20 protein-coding genes are annotated in these 21,778 nt (G+C 65.4%); 4 read left to right on the forward strand and 16 right to left on the reverse strand.

Annotated elements, in window-relative coordinates; all coding sequences use genetic code 11:
- Positions 1 to 47 precede the first annotated feature (47 nt).
- Positions 48 to 956, forward strand: a complete 909-nt coding sequence (locus ACFOOL_RS02255) for a LysR family transcriptional regulator (protein WP_380094491.1) — start codon at positions 48 to 50, stop codon at positions 954 to 956.
- An 18-nt stretch (positions 957 to 974) separates the two neighbouring features.
- Here the strand turns inward: ACFOOL_RS02255 and ACFOOL_RS02260 are convergent, their stop codons facing one another.
- The 8 genes from ACFOOL_RS02260 to ACFOOL_RS02295 all read right to left on the reverse strand — a co-directional run bounded on the left by ACFOOL_RS02260 (position 975) and on the right by ACFOOL_RS02295 (position 9,689).
- Positions 975 to 2,510 carry a putative N-acetylmannosamine-6-phosphate 2-epimerase gene (locus ACFOOL_RS02260; RefSeq protein ID WP_380094492.1) on the reverse strand — a complete coding sequence of 512 codons (1,536 nt, stop codon included), beginning with the start codon at positions 2,508 to 2,510 and terminating at the stop codon, positions 975 to 977.
- Positions 2,511 to 2,520: 10 nt separating this feature from the next.
- On the reverse strand, positions 2,521 to 3,489 hold the full coding sequence (locus ACFOOL_RS02265) for an ABC transporter ATP-binding protein (protein WP_380094493.1): 969 nt from the start codon (positions 3,487 to 3,489) through the stop codon (positions 2,521 to 2,523).
- Positions 3,489 to 4,499: an ABC transporter ATP-binding protein gene (locus ACFOOL_RS02270; protein WP_380095897.1), complete on the reverse strand. Its 1,011-nt coding sequence runs from the start codon at positions 4,497 to 4,499 to the stop codon at positions 3,489 to 3,491. Before ACFOOL_RS02270 ends, ACFOOL_RS02265 begins: the two co-directional genes overlap by 1 nt.
- On the reverse strand, positions 4,499 to 5,416 hold the full coding sequence (locus ACFOOL_RS02275) for a dihydrodipicolinate synthase family protein (RefSeq protein WP_380094495.1): 918 nt from the start codon (positions 5,414 to 5,416) through the stop codon (positions 4,499 to 4,501). Before ACFOOL_RS02275 ends, ACFOOL_RS02270 begins: the two co-directional genes overlap by 1 nt.
- Before the next feature lie 20 nt (positions 5,417 to 5,436).
- Positions 5,437 to 6,321, reverse strand: a complete 885-nt coding sequence (locus ACFOOL_RS02280) for an ABC transporter permease (protein WP_380094497.1) — start codon at positions 6,319 to 6,321, stop codon at positions 5,437 to 5,439.
- A gap of 1 nt (position 6,322) precedes the next feature.
- Positions 6,323 to 7,282, reverse strand: coding sequence for an ABC transporter permease (locus ACFOOL_RS02285; RefSeq protein ID WP_380094499.1), 960 nt, complete (start codon positions 7,280 to 7,282; stop codon positions 6,323 to 6,325).
- A gap of 74 nt (positions 7,283 to 7,356) precedes the next feature.
- Positions 7,357 to 8,943 (reverse strand): ABC transporter substrate-binding protein, encoded by a 1,587-nt coding sequence (locus ACFOOL_RS02290; RefSeq protein ID WP_380094501.1) that lies wholly within the window; start codon positions 8,941 to 8,943, stop codon positions 7,357 to 7,359.
- Between the two features lie 20 nt (positions 8,944 to 8,963).
- Positions 8,964 to 9,689 carry a FadR/GntR family transcriptional regulator gene (locus ACFOOL_RS02295; protein ID WP_380094504.1) on the reverse strand — a complete coding sequence of 242 codons (726 nt, stop codon included), beginning with the start codon at positions 9,687 to 9,689 and terminating at the stop codon, positions 8,964 to 8,966.
- Between the two features lie 119 nt (positions 9,690 to 9,808).
- On the opposite strand from ACFOOL_RS02295, the gene ACFOOL_RS02300 reads away from it, so the two are divergent.
- On the forward strand, positions 9,809 to 10,783 hold the full coding sequence (locus tag ACFOOL_RS02300) for a Gfo/Idh/MocA family protein (protein WP_380094505.1): 975 nt from the start codon (positions 9,809 to 9,811) through the stop codon (positions 10,781 to 10,783).
- Positions 10,780 to 11,772: a Gfo/Idh/MocA family protein gene (locus ACFOOL_RS02305; protein WP_380094507.1), complete on the forward strand. Its 993-nt coding sequence runs from the start codon at positions 10,780 to 10,782 to the stop codon at positions 11,770 to 11,772. The genes ACFOOL_RS02300 and ACFOOL_RS02305 overlap by 4 nt, the downstream gene beginning before the upstream one ends.
- A 55-nt stretch (positions 11,773 to 11,827) precedes the next feature.
- Here the strand turns inward: ACFOOL_RS02305 and ACFOOL_RS02310 are convergent, their stop codons facing one another.
- From ACFOOL_RS02310 to ACFOOL_RS02325, 4 genes are read right to left on the reverse strand one after another with little or no spacing between them, the layout of a single operon-like run.
- Positions 11,828 to 13,531, reverse strand: coding sequence for an ABC transporter permease (locus ACFOOL_RS02310; protein ID WP_380094508.1), 1,704 nt, complete (start codon positions 13,529 to 13,531; stop codon positions 11,828 to 11,830).
- Complete coding sequence (locus ACFOOL_RS02315) at positions 13,528 to 14,664, reverse strand: ABC transporter ATP-binding protein (protein WP_380094510.1); 1,137 nt, start codon at positions 14,662 to 14,664, stop codon at positions 13,528 to 13,530. The genes ACFOOL_RS02310 and ACFOOL_RS02315 overlap by 4 nt, the downstream gene beginning before the upstream one ends.
- Positions 14,664 to 15,671 carry a hypothetical protein gene (locus tag ACFOOL_RS02320; protein WP_380094511.1) on the reverse strand — a complete coding sequence of 336 codons (1,008 nt, stop codon included), beginning with the start codon at positions 15,669 to 15,671 and terminating at the stop codon, positions 14,664 to 14,666. The genes ACFOOL_RS02315 and ACFOOL_RS02320 overlap by 1 nt, the downstream gene beginning before the upstream one ends.
- A 58-nt stretch (positions 15,672 to 15,729) precedes the next feature.
- Positions 15,730 to 16,695, reverse strand: coding sequence for an extracellular solute-binding protein (locus tag ACFOOL_RS02325; protein WP_380094513.1), 966 nt, complete (start codon positions 16,693 to 16,695; stop codon positions 15,730 to 15,732).
- A gap of 153 nt (positions 16,696 to 16,848) precedes the next feature.
- Here ACFOOL_RS02325 and ACFOOL_RS02330 point away from each other — a divergent pair, with 153 nt between their 5' ends.
- Complete coding sequence (locus tag ACFOOL_RS02330) at positions 16,849 to 17,592, forward strand: glucosamine-6-phosphate deaminase (RefSeq protein ID WP_380094515.1); 744 nt, start codon at positions 16,849 to 16,851, stop codon at positions 17,590 to 17,592.
- Positions 17,593 to 17,649: 57 nt separating this feature from the next.
- On the opposite strand, the gene ACFOOL_RS02335 is transcribed toward ACFOOL_RS02330, so the two are convergent.
- Genes ACFOOL_RS02335 through ACFOOL_RS02350 form a run of 4 tightly spaced genes read right to left on the reverse strand, consistent with a single transcriptional unit; the run spans position 17,650 to position 21,721 of the window.
- The gene (locus ACFOOL_RS02335) at positions 17,650 to 18,726 is read right to left on the reverse strand and encodes an ABC transporter ATP-binding protein (RefSeq protein ID WP_380094517.1); all 1,077 of its coding nucleotides are present in this window, start codon (positions 18,724 to 18,726) and stop codon (positions 17,650 to 17,652) included.
- Positions 18,727 to 19,974 (reverse strand): hypothetical protein, encoded by a 1,248-nt coding sequence (locus tag ACFOOL_RS02340; RefSeq protein ID WP_380094519.1) that lies wholly within the window; start codon positions 19,972 to 19,974, stop codon positions 18,727 to 18,729.
- Positions 19,971 to 20,837, reverse strand: a complete 867-nt coding sequence (locus ACFOOL_RS02345) for a carbohydrate ABC transporter permease (RefSeq protein WP_380094521.1) — start codon at positions 20,835 to 20,837, stop codon at positions 19,971 to 19,973. Before ACFOOL_RS02345 ends, ACFOOL_RS02340 begins: the two co-directional genes overlap by 4 nt.
- Positions 20,834 to 21,721 carry a carbohydrate ABC transporter permease gene (locus ACFOOL_RS02350; RefSeq protein ID WP_380094522.1) on the reverse strand — a complete coding sequence of 296 codons (888 nt, stop codon included), beginning with the start codon at positions 21,719 to 21,721 and terminating at the stop codon, positions 20,834 to 20,836. The genes ACFOOL_RS02345 and ACFOOL_RS02350 overlap by 4 nt, the downstream gene beginning before the upstream one ends.
- Positions 21,722 to 21,778 lie beyond the last annotated feature (57 nt).

Raw genomic sequence — 21,778 nt, forward strand, 5'->3', positions numbered from 1 at the left:
CCCCGGCCGCGGCGTGATATAATGCGGCGTTATGGATGGAGGATGCCATGGACGAGCGGCAGATGCGCTATTTCGTAGCGCTCTATGAGGAACAGAGCATTACCAAGGCCGCCCGCCGCGTCCATGTCGTGCAGCCGGCGGTGAGCCAGCAGATCCGCAAGGTGGAGGCGGATTTCAACGTCAAGCTGTTCGACCGCACCTCGAGCGGGGTCATTCCCAATGCCATCGCCAGGCGCCTTTATCCGCTATGCATAAAGACGCTGGACAATATCGAGGCGGTCCGCCAGTCGCTGCGCGAACATTCGGGCGTCTCGGCCGAAACACTGACCGTGGGCGTACAGTCCTCGGTCACCCAGGCCGTCATGGGCAGCGTCCTGCTCGATTTCAACGCCGCCTCCCCCGACGTCAATATCCAGTTGCGGGAAGGCTATAGCGCCAATCTCATCGAATGGCTGATCGAAGGCGTCATCGACTTCGCCATCCTGTCGATGAACGAGGTCGACCGGCGTCTCAAATATGAACCGATCGCGGTCGAGCCGCTGATCGTGGTGATGAGCAAGAATACCGAGCATCGCTCCGCCACCATCGGCGGCGCCGATATCGACCGGTTCCATATCATCACGCCGGCGCGCGGCAATCAGCTACGCAGCCTCATCGATGCGGAGTTCAGCCGGGTCGGCCTCACCTATCGTCCTTCCATGGAAGTGGACTCTATGGCGACGGTGTTCCAGGTCATCAGCCGGCCCGGCTGGGCGACGCTGATGCCGCTCTGCGCCTTCCCCAATGACGCCCGCCGCCACGATCTGCGCTCCTACCGGCTGGTGGAGCCGGAAATCTCGCGCATGCTGGTGGTCGCGACCCTGCCGAACCGGGCCGTTTCCGATGCCGCCCGGCCGCTGATCGATCTGCTCCGGGAAGCGGTCGCTGCCGCGCAAAGGACGGTGGGCCAGGCCTGACCAGCCTGCAAAGGTCGATCAGGCGAGGCTTGCGGCGTGGTCCGCGATGCCCACAATGCCGGCATCGCCGCCCAGGGCGGCGGGACGGATCGTGGGACGCATGATTTCGGGCTCGCACGCCAGTCTGGTCTCGAGGCGGTCGCGGAAGGGGCCCAGAAGGCCGATGCCGCCACCCAGCACGACCACTTGCGGATCGAGCAGCCTTTGCAGGTCGAGGAGCGCCACGGCCAGCTCTTCTATGGCGGCATCGACGAGTCCTGCGGCCCAGGACTGGCCCCGTTCGAGGGCGGTGAAGATTTCGCGGGTGTCGGCCGCCTGGCCGATGGCCTCGGCGGAGGCGGCCATGGCAAAGCCGGAGGCGCGGGTTTCCAGCCGTTCACGGCCCCTCGCGCCCACGGTCTGTCCGAGGCTTCCGGCGAGGCCGCGGGCGCCCTCGAGCAGCTTTCCGTCCAGCACGATGCCGCCGCCAATGCCGGAGGACACGGTGATGAACGCCATGTCGAGCCCGCGGCCAGCGCCGCGGCTATATTCGCCCCAGGCCGCCGCCTGGGCGTCGTTGAGGGCGGCTGCCGGCGCGCCGAACAGGGCGTGCAGTTTGTCCACCAGCGGCGTATGCGGGGGAATGGCCAGGGTCCGAGGATTGAGCGCCGACCAGGCGCCGTCCCGGACGAGGCCGGTGACGGCCGCGCCGACGACGTCGAAACCGCCTCGCCAGTCCGTCCCCAGCGCGGCCAGCGCCGCGAACCATTCCTCCGTTCCCACGCCCTGCGCAGTGGGGACCGTCCGCCGGTCCAGGATGACGCCGTCCCTGACCAGTGCGGCCAGGGTTTTGGAACCGCCCACATCGAGCGCCAGTACGGTCGCTTCGCGCTTGCGCGCGGCCCCCTCGACCGCCTCGCGGAACCACTCCGTGACGTGCTCGGTCCGGGTGATGGCCGAGCCGACACATACCGCCGACGCGCCGGCCTCCATCGCCATGGCCGCCAGGTGCGGCGCGTTGTAACGGCCTTCGGCGATAACGGTTCCGCCCAGCCGGCGGCAGGCGGAGACGAAGTCGAGATCGGGGCGAACGGGAATTTCCCCGCCCGTATAGCCCGACATGGTGGTGCCCAGAATGTCGAAGCCCATTTGTTTTGCCGCCGCCGCTTCCGCCGCGTTGGACAGATCGGCCATGGCGAGGCAGCCGCGCGCGTGAATAGCCTCGAGCAGCACGGCGACGGGAACGGGCCGGGGCCGGTCGGTGCCGTCCACCGCGATCACACTGGCGCCGGCATCGGCCAGCGCCGCAACGTCCTCCAGCAGCGGGGTGATGCGCACGGCGCTGTCGGCCAGATCGCGCTTGACGATGCCGATGACCGGCAGGTCACAGGCGGCCACGGTGGCCGCGACATTGTCCGCCCCCTCGATCCGCAGCGCCCGCGCCCCGGCATCGCGCGCGGCAAGAGCGAAGGCGACGATGGTGGCGACGCTGTCCATCGGCCCGTCATCGACGGGCTGGCAGGAGACGATCAGCCCGCCTTCGAGGTCCTCTAGGAAGCGGGAATTGCGCGGCATGTCTCGTACCTCAGAGCAGATCGTCGCGAATGCAGGCCCGCGCATGCCCCGGTGCGGTTTCGCGCAGGGCCGGCACGGCGCCGGCGCAGGCCTCGATGGCGAAGGGACACCTGGTGCGGAACACGCACCCCGATGGCGGATTGGCGGGGCTGGGAATGTCCCCGGTCAGGATCTGCCGCTGGGTCTTGGCGCCCGGATCGGGCGAGGGAATGGCCGATAGCAGCGCCCGCGTATAGGGATGGGTGGGATTGGCGTAGAGCTCGGCGGCGGGCGCGATCTCCATGATGCGCCCCAGATAGAGCACGATCACCGTGTCGCAGATATATTCGACCACCGCCAGATCGTGGGAGATGAACAGCATGGTCAGCCCCAGGCGGATCTGCAGATCGCGCAGGAGGTTGATCACCTGGGCCTGGATCGACACGTCGAGCGCCGAGACCGGCTCGTCGGCGACGATGAATTCGGGCTCCAGCGTCAGCGCCCGGGCGATGCCGATCCGCTGGCGCTGCCCGCCGGAGAATTCATGCGCGTAGCGGTCGAAGGCGTCGGCGGGCAGTTCCACCGCCTCCAGCGCCCTTTCCGCCCGCGCCCGGCGTTCGGCGCGCGTACCGATGCGCTGGATGTCGAGGCCCTCGGTCAGGATCTGGCCGATGGTCATGCGCGGCGACAGGCTGGCGAACGGGTCCTGAAAAATATACTGCATCTTGCGCCGCTGCTCGCGCAATTGGCGGGCCGACATGGCGGTAACGTCCGTCCCGCCCAGTTCCACCACCCCTGAGGTCGGCTCGATCAGCCGCAGGATCGAGCGCCCGATCGTGGTCTTGCCCGAGCCGGATTCGCCCACCAGCCCGACCACCTGGCCGCGCGGGATGTCGAAGGAAATGTCCTGCAGGGCCTTGACCACCGGCCCCCGGGAAAAGGCGGACGGCTTGAAGTGCTTGGACAGGTTCCGGACCGAAAGATAGGGCTGTTGGCTCATCAAAGTTCCTGCCACCTGATGCAGCGGCTTTTCTGCGTGGGCGTGGCCTCCACCAGCGGCGGCATGGCGAGGCTGCACGCCGCGATGGCGTAGTCGCACCGATTGGCGAAGGCGCAGCCCTTGGGCAGATTGCGCAGCGAGGGCACATTGCCCCTTATGGTGGGCAGGGGCGTCCCCGCCCGCTTGAGCGCCACCGCCTGGCCCAGCACCGGCACCGACCGCAACAGTCCCTTGGTATAGGGATGGCGCGGGCGGGCGAAAACTTCGGCCACCGGCCCGGTTTCGACGATCCGCCCGGCATACATGACCGCCACCCGGTCGGCGATTTCCGCGACGACGCCCAGATTATGGGTCACGAACAGGATCGCCATGCCCCGCTCGCTCTGCAGCTTGCGCAAAAGATCGAGGATCTGCGCCTGGATGGTGACATCCAGCGCCGTAGTCGGCTCGTCCGCGATCAGCAGCTTGGGATTGCACGCCAGCGCCATGGCGATGGTGACGCGCTGGCGCATGCCGCCCGAGAGCTCGTGCGGATATTGCCCCGCACGGCGCTCGGGGTCGGGAATGCCCACATCGGCCAGCAGCCGCACCGCATCGGCCGCGGCCTCCCTATGCGACTTGCCCAGATGAATGCGGATGGGCTCGGCGATCTGCTCGCCCACCGTATAGACCGGGTTGAGGCTGGTCATGGGTTCCTGGAACACCATGCCGATATCGTTGCCGCGCACCTGGCGCAGGCTTTCCTCGTCCAGCCCGGCAAGGTCGACCGCTTCCCCGCTCTTGCGGCATAGCGTGACCTTGCCCTCGGCGATGCGGCCCACGCGCTTGGGCAGCAGGCCCATGATCGACAGGCTGGTCACCGACTTTCCCGAACCCGATTCCCCCACCAGCGCCACGGTTTCGCCCGGGGCGATGGTCAGGTCCATGTCCTGCACGGCGGCGACGTCGCCGCCCGCGATGCGGAACACGGTGCGCAGGCCGGCGATCTGGAGGGTCGGTGCGTCCATGATCAGCCGAGCAGCCCCACGGATTTGAGGATGGCGTCGACCTTGCCGGTCTCCTCGTCGTTGAGCGCACGCTGCGGCCGCGCCATGGTGTTGGTGGCGATGATGCCGAGGCTGCGCATGGCGGTCTTGAAGGCGCCGACGCCGGCGGAGCCGGCGCTGGTGCGGCCAGTGGAGATCCACACGATCTCGAACAGCTTGCACAGGCGCTCCTGCTCGGCCCGGGCGGCGGCCAGATCGCCCGCCTGCACCAGGTTCCACAGCTTGACATAACCGTGCGGATCGACGTTTCCGAGGCCCGGCACCACGCCATGGGCGCCCATGGCCAGAACGCTGTCGACCACGATCTCCGAGCCGGTCATGCCGAAGAACTGCTTATCCTCCGCCATGTCGGCCAGCACATAGCGCAGATTGCCGTCGTCGCCGCTGGAATCCTTGAGCCCGACGATGGCGCCTTCCCGGGCCAGGGTCACCGTGGTCTTGCGCTCGAGCTTGAGGCCGACGCAGACGGGAATGTCATAGGCGATGATCGGCAGGTCGACCGCGTCCTTGATATAGCGGAAATGGTCGATGGTCTCGGCCTGGTTGGTGCGGGTGTAGAAGGGTGCGGTCACCACCACGCCATCGGCGCCCGCCGCCTTGGCGGTGAGGGAATGGTCGATCACGCGATCGGTGGTCGGATCGATCACCCCCACCAGCACCGGCACGCGGCCATTGGCGATCTTGATGGCGTGCTCGGTGATCGCCTTGCGCGTCGGCGCGTCGTGGAAAATCACTTCGCTGGTCGAGCCCAGGACGAACAGGCCATGCACGCCCGCACCGATCAGGTTTTCCAGCACGCGCGTGAACGACGCGTAATCGACGCTGAAATCCTCGTTGAGCGGAGTGACGACGGGGGGAACGACGCCGGTAAACATGGGCATTTGATAAAAACCTTCAGGGCTTAGTTGAGATCGGATCGGGGGTCGAAGGCATCGCGGAGGCCGTCGCCGATGAAATTGATGGCCAGCACCGTCAGCACCAGGGCGGCGCCGGGGAACATCCATTGCCAGGGATATTGCTCCAGAACGACCGTCGAGCGGGCGAGATTGAGCATATTGCCCCAACTGGCCTCAGGCGGGGCGATGCCCAGCCCGAGAAAGGACAGGCCCGCCTCGAGCAGGATGGCATTGGCCACCTGCAAGGTCGCATAGACCACGAGAATGTCGATGCAGTTGGGCAGGCCGTGCTTGAACAGCAGATGGGGAACGCTGGCGCCCATGCCCCGCGCCGCCACGACGAAATCGCGCTCGCGCAGCTCCAGCAGCCGGGCCCGCACCATGCGCGACAGCACCGGCCAGGACAGCAGCGAAATCACCAATATGGTGGGCATGATGCCGGTGCCGGCGATGGAGGCGAGCACCAAGAGGAAGATGACCGGCGGCAACGTCATGGCCAGATCGACCAGCCGCATCAGCCCGCTGTCGACGATCCGGCCGCCAAAGCTGGCGAAGGCCCCCACGAGGAAACCGATGACCAGCGAAATCGCGACGGAAACTGTGGCGACGATCATCGAGACGCGTCCGCCCTGGAGGAGCCGCGCCATCACGTCCCGCCCCACCCCGTCGCTGCCCAGCCAGTGCTCGGGCGAGGGACCCTTGTTGAGGGACCTCAGATCGATGGCATTGGGGCCATAGGGCCACCACCAGTCATAGGTGATGATGGCCAGAAGGATCGGCACGAAGATGGCGACGCCCATCATGGCGGCGCGATTGGACACGAACCGGTCGAGCGAGCGGCGCATCGGCCCCTTGGCCCGCGGCGTGGACATTGCGGAAACGGTGCTCATCTCAACCCACCTGGATGCGCGGATCGACCGCGGCATAGGTAATGTCGGTCAGAAGATTGACCGCGATGACGCAGGCGCCCACGATCAGCGTCGCGCACATGATGACGGGGTAGTCGCGCGTATTGACCGCATTCACCAGCAGCAGGCCCATGCCCGGCCAGTTGAACACGCTTTCGAGGAAGATCGCCCCGCCGATGGCGATGCCGATGGTCGAGCCGATCAGCGTCACGACGGGCAGCAGGGCATTGCGCGTGGCATGCTTGATGATGACCCAGAATTCCTTGACGCCCTTGGCGCGCGCCGTGCGCACGTAATCCTGGTTGAGCACTTCGAGCAGCGAGGAACGCATATAGCGCATGATCAGCGCGGCATGGCCGATGGAGAGCAGGCAGGCCGGCAGGATCAGATGCGAGAGAAGGTCACCGATCGAGAACGGCGCGCCCGGCGTCAGCATGCCGCCCGAGGGGGCCCAGCGCAACTGCACGGAAAAGAGATAGAGCCCTACAAGGGCGGTGAGAAAGGCGGGGCTGGAAATGCCGATGAAGGCGCCGACCGAGAACCCCACGTCGAGAGCCGAATTGCGGCGCACGGCGCTGACGATGCCACCGGCGATGCCGACGATGATGGCGATGAAGAGCCCGGCGGCCATCAGCAGCACGGTGGGCCAGATGCGCTCGATCACCAGCGGCAGCACGGCGACGCCCGCCCGCTGGGTGGAGTAGCCGAAATCCCCCGAAAGGGCGGCGGACAGCCAGCCAAAATACTGGATCGGCAAGGGCTGGTTGAGCCCCAGACGCTCGCGCAGCGCCGCCAGCTCGTCCATCGAGAGCGGCACGGAAGGATTGATATAGGCGTCGATCGGATCGCCGGGCGCCAGGCGCAGCAGAATGAACACCAGCACGCTGAGCGCGACCAGCATGATCAGTCCGATTCCGATGCGGCGGGCGATGAAAGACAACATGACCGGGTCCGATACGAGACGGTTGCAGCGGGGAGCCGCGCGCCGGAAGGACGGCGCGCGGCTCGTTCACGGGTTTACTGGATGTCCCAGTTCTCGGGATGGGCGGCATAGGGGCCGCCGGCAGGCGCGGGGGTCCAGACGAAATCGACCAGGTCGGACGAGGCGACGCCGTAGCGGTTGGCCACCCACATCGTGGCCCAGGGCAGTTCCTCGTTCATGACCCGGCAGACATCCTGCCAGCGGGCATCCACCTGGCTGGGATCGGTCTCCCCCAGGGCCGCGTCGAAGGCGGCGCTGAGGTCGTCGAACTCGATGCGCATGATATTGGCGCCGGCCGGCGGCAATTGCGACTTGTTGAGGCCGACATTGATCCCGGCCGGGTTCGGGCCGTTCTGCAGGCCCGCATAGACCAGCGGGAACTCGTTCCAGTCGGGCGTGCCTTCCTTATAGACAATGCCGTTATAAGTGGGCACGTCCACGACGCGCGGCACCACATTGATGCCGACCTGCGCCAGCATGGCCTGCACCGCCGCCATCACATTGGCCGCCTGCGGGGCGTTGTAATAGGTCAGCCAGGTGATCGGCTGGTCGCCATTGATCTCGGCCCAGCCGGCCTCCTCGAGCAGCGCCTTGGCCTTTTCCGGGTCATAGGCGTAATCGTTGAGGCCGTCCGGCACCAGATGGGGAGCGACGTAACCGCAATTGGCCACCTTGGCGGCGCCGCCATAAAGCGATTCGATGATGGCGTTGCGATCGATGGCATACATGAAGGCCTGGCGGACGCGGACGTCCTTCCACAGATCGACCCTCTGGTTGAAGCCGACATAGTTGACGACGAAGGAATCGCCTTCGATCACCCGGAACGCGTCATTGCCCTCGAAGGTCTTGGCGTCTTCGGGCTCGACATAGGTGAACTGGATCTCGCCGGCGCGCAGGGCGGCCACGGCGGCAGCGGGGTTCTCGAAATAGCGGTTGATCAGCCGCTCGACCTTGGGCGTGCCGTTGCGGTAGTCGGTGTCCGCGGCCAACTCGACATATTGATCGGTGACGTAGCGGGTGAACTTGAACGGACCGGTCCCGATGGGGCTGGTCGACCACCAGGTGCTGGTGGCAAGGCTCTCGGGCGCCACCGAGCCCAGCTCGTGCTCGGGCAGGATCATGACCTGGGCCAGGATCGACAGCAGCCCGCCATCGGCCTGCGACAGGTTCAGCACCACGGTACGGTCATCGGGCGCCTCGACGCTCTCGATGGCGCCCAGGCGGCCGGCGAAGACACTGCCGGCGGCGGCATTCTGGGCCAGTTCGATGGTGAACTTGACGTCGGCGGAGGTGAAGGCCTCCCCGTCATGCCAGGTCTCCTCGACCAGGTTGAACGTATAGGTCAACTGGTCCGGGCTCACCGTATAGTCGGCGGCCAGGGCGCCCTCGATGGCGCTCAACTCGGCGTTGAAGATTACCAGCGGCTCCAGATAGGTGTTGAGCCAGGTGAACCCGCCGGTCGCGGCCAGCGGATTGAAATTCTTGGGGAAACCGCCCGGGCCGACGTCGAAGCCGCCGGTGATGGTCTTGGCGTCCTGCGCCATGGCCGGTGCGGTGAGCGCCGTTGCGCCCAATAGCAGGCCACTGACGGCCAGCGCGCGGGTGATGGTTCTGATGTGCACGATAAACCTCCCTTATGGATTCAGGTTGCTTGATAATCGGCGCGATTCCTGGCGATCACCTGCTGAATGCCCAGATAATGCGCATCGAGCCGCTCACGCGCCCGCTCGACGTCCTTATTGGCAATCGCTTCCACGATTTCGTGATGATCCCGCCAGGTATCGAGCGGATTGGGGTTGTCCAGATTGTTGAAGTCGGACGCCTTGTTGAAGGCGATCCAGAAGATGTCGATCAGCATGCTGAGCATGCGATTGTTCTGGCAGCGGAACAGCAATTGGTGGAAGCGCTGGTCCTCGGCCGCGAAACTCTCGTTCCGCTCCGCGCGCAGCTTCATCAGTTCCGTCTGCTGGCGCAATTCGGCCAGGTCCGCCGCGTCGATCATCTCGATGGTCTTGCCGATCAACCCGGTTTCCAGAACGCGCCTGATCTCGCGCAGTTCCTCGACGTCGCGCAGCGAGTCCTGCAACCCGTAGGCAAGGTTGTCGAGCAGCGGCTTGAATGAGAATTCCTTGACGAAAACGCCCACTCCGCGCCGCGTTTCCACGATGCCCAGCGATTCGAGCGCCTTGATCGCCTCGCGCATGGAATTGCGGCCCACGCCCAACTGCTGGGCGAGGAAAGTCTCGGGCGGCAGCGGGTCGCCGGCCTTGAGCCGGTTATCCTCGATATATTGCTTGAGGCTTTCCTGCACGGTGACATGCAGCAGCGGCGGGCGACTCAACGGCGTCAGCGATTTCAAATCCGACATGGCTCGTCCTCGTATACTGTCGCCGCCTTTTGCGCGGCCCCAGTCAACACCGTCGACGCTTGTTGTGTAGCAACATGTAGGATATCCTGCAAGTCGATATTGGATAAGATGGACGAACCATGAAAATTGCCCTGTTCGGCACCAGCCACTGGCATGCCAGCATGCATCTGGACGCCGCTCTCGCCGCCAAGGCGGAGATCGCCTGCGTCTGGGACGAGAACGCCGTGCAGGCGGCCGCCTTTGCCGGGGCGCACGGCCTTCGCGCGGTAGCGAGCATGGCCGAGGGGCTGGCGCTGCGGCCCGATCTGGTGGTGCTGATGGGCCATCCCCAGCACGTGCCCGCCCAGGCGCGGCAGTTGATCGAGGCGGGCGTGCCGCTGATTCTGGAAAAGCCGGCCGCCGCCGGCACCGCCGCTATCTCCGAACTGGCGCGCCTGGCCCGCGACAAGGGAGGAGGCTTCGTCGGCGTGCCCCTGCCCAACCGCTTCGGCCCGGTGCTGCACGAATATGCCCGGCTGGGCGAAGCGGGGCGGTCCGGACGGCTGGCCCTCGCCAGCTTCCGCCTGGTGAACGGGCCGCCGCAGCGCTATCGGGACGACGGCGTCGGATGGCTGCTGGACCCCGCCATCGGCGGGGGCGGCGCGCTGCGCAATCTGGGCATTCACGGCATAGACGCGGCCCTCAGCCTGGCGGAGGGGCCGCTGGACATCGTTTCGGCCAGCATCGGCAATCGCATTCACGACGAAGCGGTGGAGGATCACGCCCTGATCGTCCTGACCGATGCGGCCGGCACCCTGTTCACCGTGGAGGCGGGATACACCTATGCCTCCATGGCCCCGGGCGGCGAATTCGAATGGCGCCTGGTCTGCGCCAACGCCACCCTCACCGACCGCGGCGACAGGGCCTTTGCCACCACGCTCGACGACGCCGCCACGCGCTCCCTCGCCCCCGAACCCACGGCGACCCGCTATCGCCTGTTCACGGCCGACACGCTGCGGCGCCTGCGCGACGGCCGCCCACCCGCCATCACTCTCGACGACTACCTGGCTGCGATGCAACTCATCGACGCCACTTACGAAAAGGCAAAATCATGATCGGAATAGGAATTATCGGCGCCGGCCATTTCGGGGCCGTGCACGCCCGGGCCATGGCCGAGGTGGAGGGCGTCAAGCTGGTCGCCAGTTGTCGCGAGAACGAAGCCGCCGCCGCCGCTTTTGCCCGCGAGCATGGCGGCAAATCCTATCAGAGCTGGCGCACGCTGCTGGAGGATGCCGAGGTCGATGCCGTGCTCATCGCCACCCCGCATCACCTGCACGAGGAAATTGCCATCGGCGCGGCCGAGGCGGGCAAGCATATCCTGCTCGAAAAGCCCATGGCGCCGTCCACCCGCGCCTGCGATGCCATCAATGCGGCGGTCGAGCGGGCCGGTGTCCAGCTCATGGTCGGGCACGTCATGCACTTCGCCCTGCCCTGCCTCAAGGCCAAGGAGATCATCGATTCCGGGGCGATCGGCAAGCCGGTCCTGGGATCGAGCTGGATGATCAAATTGTGGATGGAGAGCAATCGGCGCGGCTGGCATCTCGACACCGCCTCGGGCGGCGGCATGCTGATGACCGCCGGCATCCATGCCCTCGACCGGCTGGTCTGGCTGATGGGGCAGAACGTCGTTGGCGTCAACGCCCTTGCGGGCACCTTCTTCCACGAGCAGGAGGCCGATGACAGCGCCCTGCTCGGCCTGCGCTTCGCCGATGGCGGCATCGGCCAGGTGCAGAGCGTCGGCTATCGCAACGGCGCCATGGGCTTTGCCATGGACCTGGTCTGCGAAAACGGCACGCTGCGCATCGATTTCGACCACGGCGTCTCCATCGGACGCGACGCGGCCTGGACTCCCGTGCCCGATTCCATCGAACCGGACTGGATGCACCACGCTGTGGCACGCGAATGGCAGGCGATGCGCGCCGCCATAAAGGGCGAAGCGCCCAACCCCGTCACCGGCGCCTATGCCCGCCACATCGTCGAGATCATCGAGGCGGTCCACCTGGCCAACAGCGAAAAGCGCGAAATCGCGCTGTCGCCGGCCTGACGGAACCATCCGGCCTCATTGCCCGGCTTATAGGGCAATGAGGTCGCTCCCATCCTCAGGAAAACAGCTCGGACATGGACTTGCCGATTACCTTGGTGGCGGTCAGCACCAGGATCAGGGTGACGAGGATGGTGATCGATCCGATCGCGGCGGCGGCGGCGATCTCCTGGGTTTCGAGGCGCTCGTAGATGGCGATCGAAATGGTCTTCCAGCGCGCCGAATAGAGCATGACGGTCGTGCTCATCTCCGAGATCAGCGTCGTGAAGACGATGATCGCGCCCGCCAGGATTCCCGGCGCGATCAACGGGATGGTGACCTTGCGCATGGTCGTGCCCCAGGTGGCGCCCGCCATGGTGGAGGCCTCTTCCATCTTGAGGTCGATCTGGGTGACGGCGGCCACCACCGAGCGGTAGATATAGGCGATGCGCCGGACGAAATAGCCGATGACGATGATCGCGGCGGTGCCGGTGAGAGCGATCGGCCCGCTATTATAGGTCACCAGCAGCGCCACCCCGGTGACGATGCCCGGCAGGATGAAGGGCAGCATGATGGTGAGGTCGAGCGCCCATTTCCCCGCAAAACTCTTCCGCTCGGCGACATAGCCGGTCAGCGTCCCGAAAACGACGCAGGCCAGGGTGGCGATGGCCGCCAGGATCAGGCTGTTCTGCAGCGGCTCGACCACGCGGCTGAACACATATTGGTAATTGCCCCATCCATATTGCGTGGGCCACAGCGTGCCCGGCCATTTCTCCGCGAACGAGGTGAACACCACCACCAGTTGCGGCAGCAGGGCGAGGGCGAGCAGGCCCCAGACATAGGTATTGGCGAGGATCTTCATGCCCCGGCCGGTTTGCAGCGCGGCCCGGCGCGTGGTGCTGCCCACGGTGACGAAGCGGCGCTTCTTGTTGACGCGGATCAGGAACAGGATCGCCACCAGCGTGATCAGCACATTGACCAGCGCAATGGCCGACGCCGCGTTGAGATTGAAGAAGCCGTGGATCTGGAAATACATGAGCGTGGAGAGCACGTACATTTCCCCGCCCAGCACCGCCGGCGTGCCGAACTCGCCAAGCGCCTCGATCAGCACGATCATGGCGCCCGCCAGCATGGGCGGAATCGCCAGCGGCAGCACCACCGTGCGCAGAATGCGCCAGCGCGAGGCCCCCATGACCCGGGCGCTTTCCTCCAGATGCGGATCGACCGCGGTGAGCGCCCCCTGCACGAACAGGAAAACATAGGTGAAATTCGACAGCACCATCGACAGGATGACACCGAAATATCCGTAAACCGGCGGCATCTGGATGCCGAACCACTGGTTCGCATATTGCGAGACGATGCCGCTCCGGCCGAACAGCACCACCCAGGAATAGGCCCCGATAAAGGGGGGCGAGATCAGCGGAATGATCGACAGCGACAGGATCAGCGGCTTGAACGGGATATCGACGCGCGCCACGAAATAGGCAGCCGGAACCGCCACCGCAGTGGCCAGCACGGTGACCACCACGCCGATGAAGATCGTGTTCAACAGCGCCCGCTGATACAAGGCGGACGTCCAGAAGCGCGAGAAATTTTCGAAGGTAGCGTTCAGCAGGTTGAAGCTCTCGCCGGCGGGGGCGAAGCTGTTCACCATGGTGGTACCGATCGGGTAAAGCAGAAAAGCCACCAGCACGAAGATGGTGATGCCCCCCGCGACAAAGGGGGCAATATTGAACCGTTTCCTCGTGGGAGACGGAATAGCCGTCGCGGCAAGATCGGTCACTGCGACGCCTCCTTGAACACGAGGCCTTCCCCCACAAGGCCGAAGCGGACGTCGTCGCCCTCCGAAACGCCGGGGGCGAAGGCCGGCAGGTCGATGATGACCTCGCCGCGCGCCTGGCCGCTCTCGACCAGATAGCGCACGAAGCTGCCCAGGAACTGGATGCGCACGGCGCGTCCGGCGAAAGCGGGCTCGTCGAGGCGCTCGGACGCAGCCGAGAGCCACATCTTCTCGGGCCGCGACATCATCAGCGCCGCCTCCGGCTTGCAGAACCAACTGCTCTCGTCACGTGCCGCAGTGATGGTCCGCACTCCGGGGAACCGGCTTCCCCCCCGCGCCACCACTGCGGAACGATCCTTGTCGCTCGTCTCGATGTCGACGGGGAAGAAGTTGGCCTTGCCGATAAAATCGGCCACGAAAAGCGAGGTGGGGGCGGAATAGATCTCATAGGGGGCGCCGAGCTGCATAAGCTGTCCCTTGGAGAAAACCCCGATCACGTCGGAAATGGCCATGGCCTCTTCCTGGTCGTGGGTGACATAGAGCGCCATCACCCCCAGCGTCTTCTGCAACCGGCGGATTTCGTCGCGCATCTCGACGCGCAGCTTGGCGTCGAGATTGGCCAGCGGCTCGTCCAGCAGCAGCATGCCGGGATGGTAGACCAGCGCCCGACCGATCGAGACGCGCTGCTGCTGTCCTCCCGACAGGTCGGCCGGATAGCGCTGGGCGAGCCCGTCGAGGCGCAGCATGGCCAGGGTTTCAGTCACCCGCTGCCTGATCATGGCCTCGTCCGCGCCGCGCAGGCGCAGGCCATAGGCGGCGTTTTCGAACACCGTCATATGCGGAAACAGCGCATAGGACTGGAACACCATGCCGATATTGCGCTCGAAGGCGCTCTTGCGACGGAAATCCTCGCCATTGAACAGAATCTGCCCGCTGGTGATGGTTTCGAGGCCCGCGATCATGCGCAGGGTCGTGGTCTTCCCACAGCCCGAAGGGCCGAGCATGGTGAAGAACGTATAAGGGGCGATATCGAAGCTGGCGTTCCTGACCGCCGTGGCGGGGCCTTCCGGCGTCTCGAAGATCTTGGTGAGGTCGCGCACCGAAAGCTGGGCAGGCGCCGGCGAGGAAGAGGCCATCAGAAAGTTCCCGTGGATATGATGAGGATGCTGCGATCATCCCCGAAATTCTTGCCGACACGGCCCTTGGTGCTGGCATAGGAGCCGATGCGCTCCGGATCCACCCGGTCCGCTTCGGCGAGGGCCTGCTCCCAGGCGGCAATGCCGGTGGTATCCGGTTGAGCCGGATAGCCGTCAGTGAACAACTCCAGCGTCGTGACGTCCAGCCGCGGCAGATCGAGCACACGAACCAAGGCGCCGATATCGCTCACGCCGTCGAGCGCGGCGGCGCGGAACCCTTTCGGATCGGCCCGGATGCCCTCCAGCCCGGCGGCGAGAATGCGATCGAGAAGCGCCGGATCATCGGCACAGGCGTCGAGCACCATTCGGTCGCCCCTGACGCTGGCCAGAATGGCGGACAGATCGGCCGAAGTGAGAGGGCCGGGCGGCGCGACGCCCGAGGCCGGTCCCTGAACGATCAATTGCCGCGCGACGGGCCGGATCTCGTCCGGAGCCAGCCCCCTTGCCGCCAGGATCGACCAGGCCGCGGACCGCGCCTTGGCCAGCACCGTGTCACCGGGGAAATGGTGCTCCAGCACGGCATCGCCATTGACCCGGATGCCGCAATCGCCCAGGGCGAGGAGGCGCACCTTGTCCTGCGCCACCACAGCGGCGGAGAAGGCGGCGCGGAAGCGGGCCTTTCCGGAGCCGATGTCCTCCTCGGGGATGCCGAGCCGCCCGTAGACGGCCCGGATCGCCTCATTGAGTTCTCCAACCAGTTTGGTGGCGTCAGGCAGGCTGGCAAACGGGCCCGCCGCCGCGATGGAACAGGCCTGCGCAACGGCCTGGGCGGCCAGATAGCCGCCGGTGGCGCCCTGTCCCAGCCGATCATCATAGCGGATGCCGCTAATGTCGGTCGCGCCGTCGATTACCGCGTAAAGGCGATTGGGAATGGCGACGATGCGGTCTTCATTGGTGTCCGGCGCGTCCGGATTCTTAGCTTCGGTGAACCCTTGGAAATGGTGCAAGCGGCGCCCCTCCCGGGCTGTGAAGCGCGGCCGTGCCGCGCTTCCTCAGATGGTCTTGTTACTGGCTGAAGAGTTCGTCGAACCTGGCCAGGTTCTCGTCGCGGGTGCTCGCCGCGAGATTGTCGTCATAAGGGAAGGTGGGGACTTCGCTCGTCGGCATCAGCCCTTCGGGGGCCACGACATCGGTGCGGACGGAGCGGCGATTCGTCGAAACGATCAGCTCGTGCGCTTCCTTGGAATTGGCGAAATCCAGGAACAGCCGGGCATTGTCCGGATTGGGACCGCCGGCGATGATCGCCGAAGCGTCGAAACGCAGACCCGTGCCATCCGAGGGATAGACGGCCACCACCGGGTAGCCCTCATCCATCATGGTCTTGACGTTGACCTCACCGGTCACGCCCACTTCGATCTCCCCGCGCCCCACATCCTGGAACACGCTCTGGGACGAGGTGGTGAAGCGGGCGTTCTTCATGACCTGTTCGGCCACTTCCCAGCCATGGAGTTGCAGGATCTGGGCGAGCTGCGCATAGGCGGAACCGGACAGCGACGGGTTTGCCAGCACCAGCTTGCCCTGCAGTTCCGGCTTGGCCAGATCGGCCCAGCTACGCGGATATTCGTCCTCGCTCAGCAAGTTGGTGTTGATGATGAAGGCCTGCAAGGGCATCGAGCAGCCGTAGAAAGAGTGGTCGGCCGCCACCACGCTGGCGTCGAAATTAGGCAGCTCCGGGCTGTCATAGGGTTCGAACAGATCCGGATTGGCGAGGAAGGCTTCGCTCGACGCGCACAGGATCGCGTCCCCCTGGGGGTTCGCCTTTTCGGCCGCCATGCGGGTGAACAACTCGCCCACGCCGGCATTGATGGCCGAGATGGAAATCGCGGGATATTTCTCGCGGAAGGCGTCGATGATCAGTTCGCCGGCGTCGCCTGCCGGGTTGTAGACGACCAGCGCCCCCTCCTGGGCGATAGCGGTCTGGCTCATCAATGTGCCAGCGGCGACGATGGCGACAACGAGTTTCAGCTTCATGAGATCCTCCTCCGACCGTATGGAAAGGCGAATGTTCTACACTCGCTCATCTTTTGCAACCGGTTGCGTAACTTTTCCTGCATGTTAGCATTGCCGATGAAGATGCAAACGTTTCAAGGGCTAAGGCCTGCCAGTTCGTAGGAAGGTTGTTTCGTGCATATCATCACCCACAGGTCCAAGGACGAGCTTGGCAAGGCGGCGGCCCATCAGGGCGCAGAGGCCATCAGGGCGGCAATCTCGCGGCGCGGTCACGCCAATATCATCGTCGCGACGGGGGCCAGCCAGTTCGAAATGCTGGAACACCTGGTCAAGGCGGATGTGGACTTCTCCAAGGTCACCGCCTTCCACCTGGATGAATATGTCGGCATTTCCAGTGATCATCCCGCCAGCTTCCGCCGCTATCTGCGGGAGCGGTTCGCCGAGAAGCTGCCGGATCTGGGCGAAATCATCTATGTCGATGGGGACGCCGGCGACCTCGAGGCGGAGGTGGCCCGCGTCGGCCGGCGCATTGCGCAACTGGACATCGACGTGTGTTTTGCCGGGATCGGGGAGAACGGTCACCTCGCCTTTAACGACCCGCCCGCGGATTTCGACACGGAAGCACCCTATCATGTCGTCGAACTGGACGATGCCTGCCGCGCCCAGCAGATGGGCGAGGGATGGTTTGCCACCCTGGACGACGTGCCGCTCCGGGCCGTGTCGATGAGCGTGCGGCAGATCCTGAAAAGCGCCGCGATCATCCTGTCGGTGCCCGATGCAAGAAAGGCCAAGGCGGTTCAAGCCGCGACCGAGGGACCGGTGTCACCGCAAGTGCCCGCCTCGATCCTGCAGCGGCACGACAATGTCACCCTGCATCTCGACCAGGATTCGGCAGCGCTGCTGAAGCCGAGCGCCTAAGCCGCAGCCCCGATTGGCCGGCGGGCTATGAACCGCGCCGGCCCCAATTGCGGGCCGTTACCGGGCGGCAAGCCGCTTGCCGGTTTCCGTGTCGAACAGATGCATGCTCCCGTTTGCCGCCAGCCGGATCGGGTCTCCGGGGCTGGCGAGCAGGCGCTGGCGCAACAGCACCGACAGCCTGTCCTCGCCCACCTGCACGATGATGAACGTCTCCGAACCGGTGGGCTCGATGCTGGCGATCGTGCCGCTGAGTCCCTCATCCGCATCGGCCAGCGCGATATGCTCCGGCCTGATCCCCAGCGTCACCGGACGGTCGGCAAAGGCGGCAAGCCCGCCGTCCAGCTTCAGGCGAATGCCGCTCGCGGTCTCGAGCTCCACATCGCCCGCCAGCGACCGGACGGTGCCGGCCAGGAAGTTCATGGCCGGGGAGCCGATGAAGCTGCCCACGAACATATTGGCCGGGTAGTCATACAGATCGAGCGGCGTGCCGACCTGTTCCACGACGCCGCCCCGCATCACCACGATGAGGTCGGCCATGGTCATGGCCTCGATCTGATCGTGGGTCACATAGATGGTGGTGGTCTTGAAGCGGGCGTGCATGTCCTTGAGCTCGGCCCGCATCTGCACGCGCAGCTTGGCATCGAGGTTGGACAACGGCTCGTCGAAAAGGAACACCTGGGGCTGGCGCACGATGGCGCGTCCCATGGCCACGCGCTGGCGCTGGCCGCCGGACAATTGCTTGGGATAGCGATGCAGGTATTCGGAAAGCCCGAGCATCCGGGCGGCTTCCGCCACGCGCTGGTCGATCTCCTGCCTGGGCTGGCGCGCCAGCCGCAGCGAGAAGCCCATGTTCTCCGCAATGGTCATGTGCGGATATAGGGCGTAGTTCTGGAACACCATGGCGATGTCGCGATGCTTGGGCTCGACGTCGTTGATCACCCTTCCGCCGATGGAAATTTCGCCCTTGTCGATATCCTCGAGGCCCGCGATCATGCGCAGCAGCGTCGACTTTCCGCAGCCGGAGGGTCCGACCAGCACCACGAAAGCGCCATCGGGAACCGCGATATCCACGTCGCGGATGATGTCGGTAGGACCGTAGGACTTGGCTACGTTGCGAATTTCTACGGCAGCCATCTAAGCACCTGTGTTCGAGCGAGTTGACCGGGCCACGCCCATGCGCCCCGCCGCCTGAATGGCGGCGAGCAGGCTGAGGCCCGTGTGGTAGCCGGGATCGAGATCGGGAGTGGCCGGAACGAAATCGACGGGCCCCTCATCGGTCAGGGTCTGGTAGGCCAGGGCCGCCTCGCTGCGCCAGAAGTTGTCGAAGAAGGCCTCATGCGCCCGGCGCCAGACCTCCAATATCTGCGGGTTGCCGGTGCGTTCATGGCAGAGCGCCGCCGCCCGGATGGTCTCGGGCAGGGACCACCAGGGACAATAGGGGCTTTGCGGCGCCCCCGTCGCGACCGACACGCCCAGCCGGATGCCGGGACCGGAAAAGCCGGCAGTGAAGGAGGCCAGCAGCACCCGCTCCAACTGCTGCACCAACACCTTGTCGGCGTCGGCAGGCAGGTAATCGAGGGCAAAGCCCACCAGTTCGATGCCGTGCCCGATATTGCAGGCGTCGGCACCCGGCACGTTCCGCAAGAGCCCGGAGGCCCGATCGAGGTGACGGTCCAACACATGGGCGAGGAACCGGTCGGCAAAGCCGGCCGCCTCGGGCCGGCCGATCCGCTGCAGCATGCCGGCGGCGCCGAGCAGGATCATGCGCGGCCCGAAATCGTCTTCCTGCGCGGCCAGCGCCTCGGGCCCGAGGCGGCGGCGCTCGTTCATCTGGAAGCGCCCGCCTTCGATGGCATGGACCAGCGCTGGAAGCCGGGCCAGATGACCATCGAGACTCTGCCGGTCGTAGCGCGCCGCCGCCGCGATCAGCCCCTTGAGGATGAAAATGTCGGAATAGGTGCGGGTCTCACCGGCCGGCGCCTGGGGTGAAGTGCTGCCATCGGGCCCGGCGATGACCGGCTGCATCCCGGCATCGTAGCAAAAATAGCCATGTCCATCCCGCTCCCAAAGGTCACGCAGCAGGGCGTAGAGGCGGCGTCCGGCGGCGTCGATCCTGTCCACCAGTTCGGGATGCGACGAAGCGAGGAGCCCGGCATGCGTCGCCAGCGCCTCGAGTCCCCTGCCCTGGATCCAGCCATAGGTATAGGCCGGACCGCGCAGACCGTCATCGGGACCGTAATCGGCCAGGGTGATGCTGTTCTGCTTGGTGTTGAGGAAACCCGGCCCGAGCGCCGGCCGGGCCAGCATCCAGTCGAGGCTAGCCACATTGGCCGCGACATAGAGCCGGCTTGCCTCGCCGATAAAGGGGTGTGCGGCACTCATTCCTTCAGCCCCGTGCTGGCGACGCCCTGAACGAAGTTGCGCCGCAGGATGACAAAGAGCGTGATCGAGGGGACGAGCACCAGCGCGGATGCGGCGCTGAGGCGCCCCAGATCGACCATGAACCCGGTCTGGAACAGGGCCAGGCCGACCTCGATCGTATAGGCCTCGCGATTGGTCGCCACGATCATGGGCCAGGCAAAGGCCGTCCAGGCCTGGAAGAATGCCAGCACCCCCAGGGCGCCCAAGGCCCCGCGCAGCAGCGGCAGCACGATGCGGAAGAATATCCAGAGCTCTCCGGCGCCGTCGATGCGCGCCGCCTCAATGAGCTCGTCGGGGATGGAGTGAATGACGTTCTGCCGGATGAGGAAGATGCCGAAACTCATCACCAGATAGCCCAGCAGCAGCCCCCAGAGACTGTTGAGGATGCCGAGGCTCTGCGCCTGGAAATAGAGCGGGATCATATAGACCTCGAACGGCACGATGGCCGTTGCCAAGATGATGGCGAACACCACGTTGAGGGACGTGTAGCGGAACTTCGCCAGGATGTAGCCGGCGATGGACGAGGTCGCCAGGATCGCCAGCGTCGAGAGCACCGCAAACAGGATGCTGTTGAGAATCCAGCGCAGGAGCGGCGTCTCGCGCAGCACCGCCTCGAAATTGTCGGTGGTGGGATTGGCCGGGATGATGGTGGGAGGCCAGGCGAGCATTTCCTGGGGCGTCTTGAACCCGTTGGACACCAGGAGCACCAGCGGCAGCAGCATCAGGAGGCTGAAGAGCATGAGCACCGCGTCGATGCCCCGATCGACCAGCATGCGGCGCAGGCGGCGGGTCCTGCGGCTCGTCTCGGCGGAGGTGTGCGTCATGCCCGTCCCCTTTCCCGCAGCAGCGAAAACTGGATCAGCGTCAGCACCAGCACGATCAGCAGCAGCACCACGGCCTCGGAGGCGGCATAGCCGACGCGATAGTTGCGGAAGCTGTTTTCCAGCATGTCGAGGACCAGCACTCGCACCTGCCGCCCAGGCGCGCCCTGCGCGTCGGAGGCCAGCACGAAGGCCTGGGCATAGACATTGAAGCCGGAAACCAGCGTCACCACGGACACATAGAGCGTGATCGGCTTCAGCATCGGAATGGAGAGGAACCAGAACGATTGCGGGCCCGACGCGCCATCGAGCTTGGCCGCCTCATAGAGCGACACCGGCAGGCTCTTGAACCCGACGAGATAGATCAGCACCGCATAGCCGAGCGCCTGCCACGAGCACAGCACGATGACGCTGATGACGGAGAGGGTCGGATCGAACAGCCACGCCTGTGGCTGGATGCCGAAAAAGCTCAAAAGCGCGTTGAGCGGGCCAAGGCGCGCGTCGAAGATCCACTTCCACGCCATCGCCGCGGGCACCAGCGACACCACATGGGGCAGGAAGATCGCCGTCTCGTAGAACCCCGCGACGCGCGAGCGCGTCCGATAGTGGATCAGCGCCGCCAGCACCATGGCGGTGGGGATGGTGATGATGAGCACGCCGAACGCGATGAGGCTCGTGTTGAGGAGGGCCTCGTGGAACAGCCGGTCGCCCATCAGTTCCTGAAAATTCGCCAGTCCGATGAATGGCTTGTTCTTGGAGAGGATATCCCATTTGTGCAGGCTGAGACGCAGCGTCTCGAAGATCGGATAGAGTCGCAGCCAGGCGAAGATCGCCAGCGTGGGGAGGATGGCGGATACGGCAAAGAGCCATCTCTTGCGCCGGAGCATATGGTTCTCCGCTGATCGAGGCCGGGAAGGCGACTGGCCTTCCCGGCGATGATGGTG

The sequence above is a fragment of the Devosia honganensis genome (assembly GCF_042648785.1).
Taxonomy (GTDB): Bacteria; Pseudomonadota; Alphaproteobacteria; order Rhizobiales; family Devosiaceae; genus Devosia; species Devosia honganensis.

Bases quoted from the DNA above. Each gene is read 5' to 3' on its own strand.
- ACFOOL_RS02260 (WP_380094492.1), bottom strand. From the start codon at position 2,510: ATGCCGCGCAATTCCCGCTTCCTAGAGGACCTCGAAGGCGGGCTGATC.
- ACFOOL_RS02295 (WP_380094504.1), bottom strand. From the start codon at position 9,689: ATGTCGGATTTGAAATCGCTGACGCCGTTGAGTCGCCCGCCGCTGCTG.
- ACFOOL_RS02315 (WP_380094510.1), bottom strand. From the start codon at position 14,664: ATGGCCTCTTCCTCGCCGGCGCCTGCCCAGCTTTCGGTGCGCGACCTC.
- ACFOOL_RS02275 (WP_380094495.1), bottom strand. From the start codon at position 5,416: ATGCCCATGTTTACCGGCGTCGTTCCCCCCGTCGTCACTCCGCTCAAC.
- ACFOOL_RS02300 (WP_380094505.1), top strand. From the start codon at position 9,809: ATGAAAATTGCCCTGTTCGGCACCAGCCACTGGCATGCCAGCATGCAT.
- ACFOOL_RS02285 (WP_380094499.1), bottom strand. From the start codon at position 7,282: ATGTTGTCTTTCATCGCCCGCCGCATCGGAATCGGACTGATCATGCTG.
- ACFOOL_RS02340 (WP_380094519.1), bottom strand. From the start codon at position 19,974: ATGAGTGCCGCACACCCCTTTATCGGCGAGGCAAGCCGGCTCTATGTC.
- ACFOOL_RS02305 (WP_380094507.1), top strand. From the start codon at position 10,780: ATGATCGGAATAGGAATTATCGGCGCCGGCCATTTCGGGGCCGTGCAC.
- ACFOOL_RS02345 (WP_380094521.1), bottom strand. From the start codon at position 20,837: ATGACGCACACCTCCGCCGAGACGAGCCGCAGGACCCGCCGCCTGCGC.
- ACFOOL_RS02265 (WP_380094493.1), bottom strand. From the start codon at position 3,489: ATGAGCCAACAGCCCTATCTTTCGGTCCGGAACCTGTCCAAGCACTTC.
- ACFOOL_RS02325 (WP_380094513.1), bottom strand. From the start codon at position 16,695: ATGAAGCTGAAACTCGTTGTCGCCATCGTCGCCGCTGGCACATTGATG.
- ACFOOL_RS02255 (WP_380094491.1), top strand. From the start codon at position 48: ATGGACGAGCGGCAGATGCGCTATTTCGTAGCGCTCTATGAGGAACAG.
- ACFOOL_RS02335 (WP_380094517.1), bottom strand. From the start codon at position 18,726: ATGGCTGCCGTAGAAATTCGCAACGTAGCCAAGTCCTACGGTCCTACC.
- ACFOOL_RS02280 (WP_380094497.1), bottom strand. From the start codon at position 6,321: ATGAGCACCGTTTCCGCAATGTCCACGCCGCGGGCCAAGGGGCCGATG.
- ACFOOL_RS02350 (WP_380094522.1), bottom strand. From the start codon at position 21,721: ATGCTCCGGCGCAAGAGATGGCTCTTTGCCGTATCCGCCATCCTCCCC.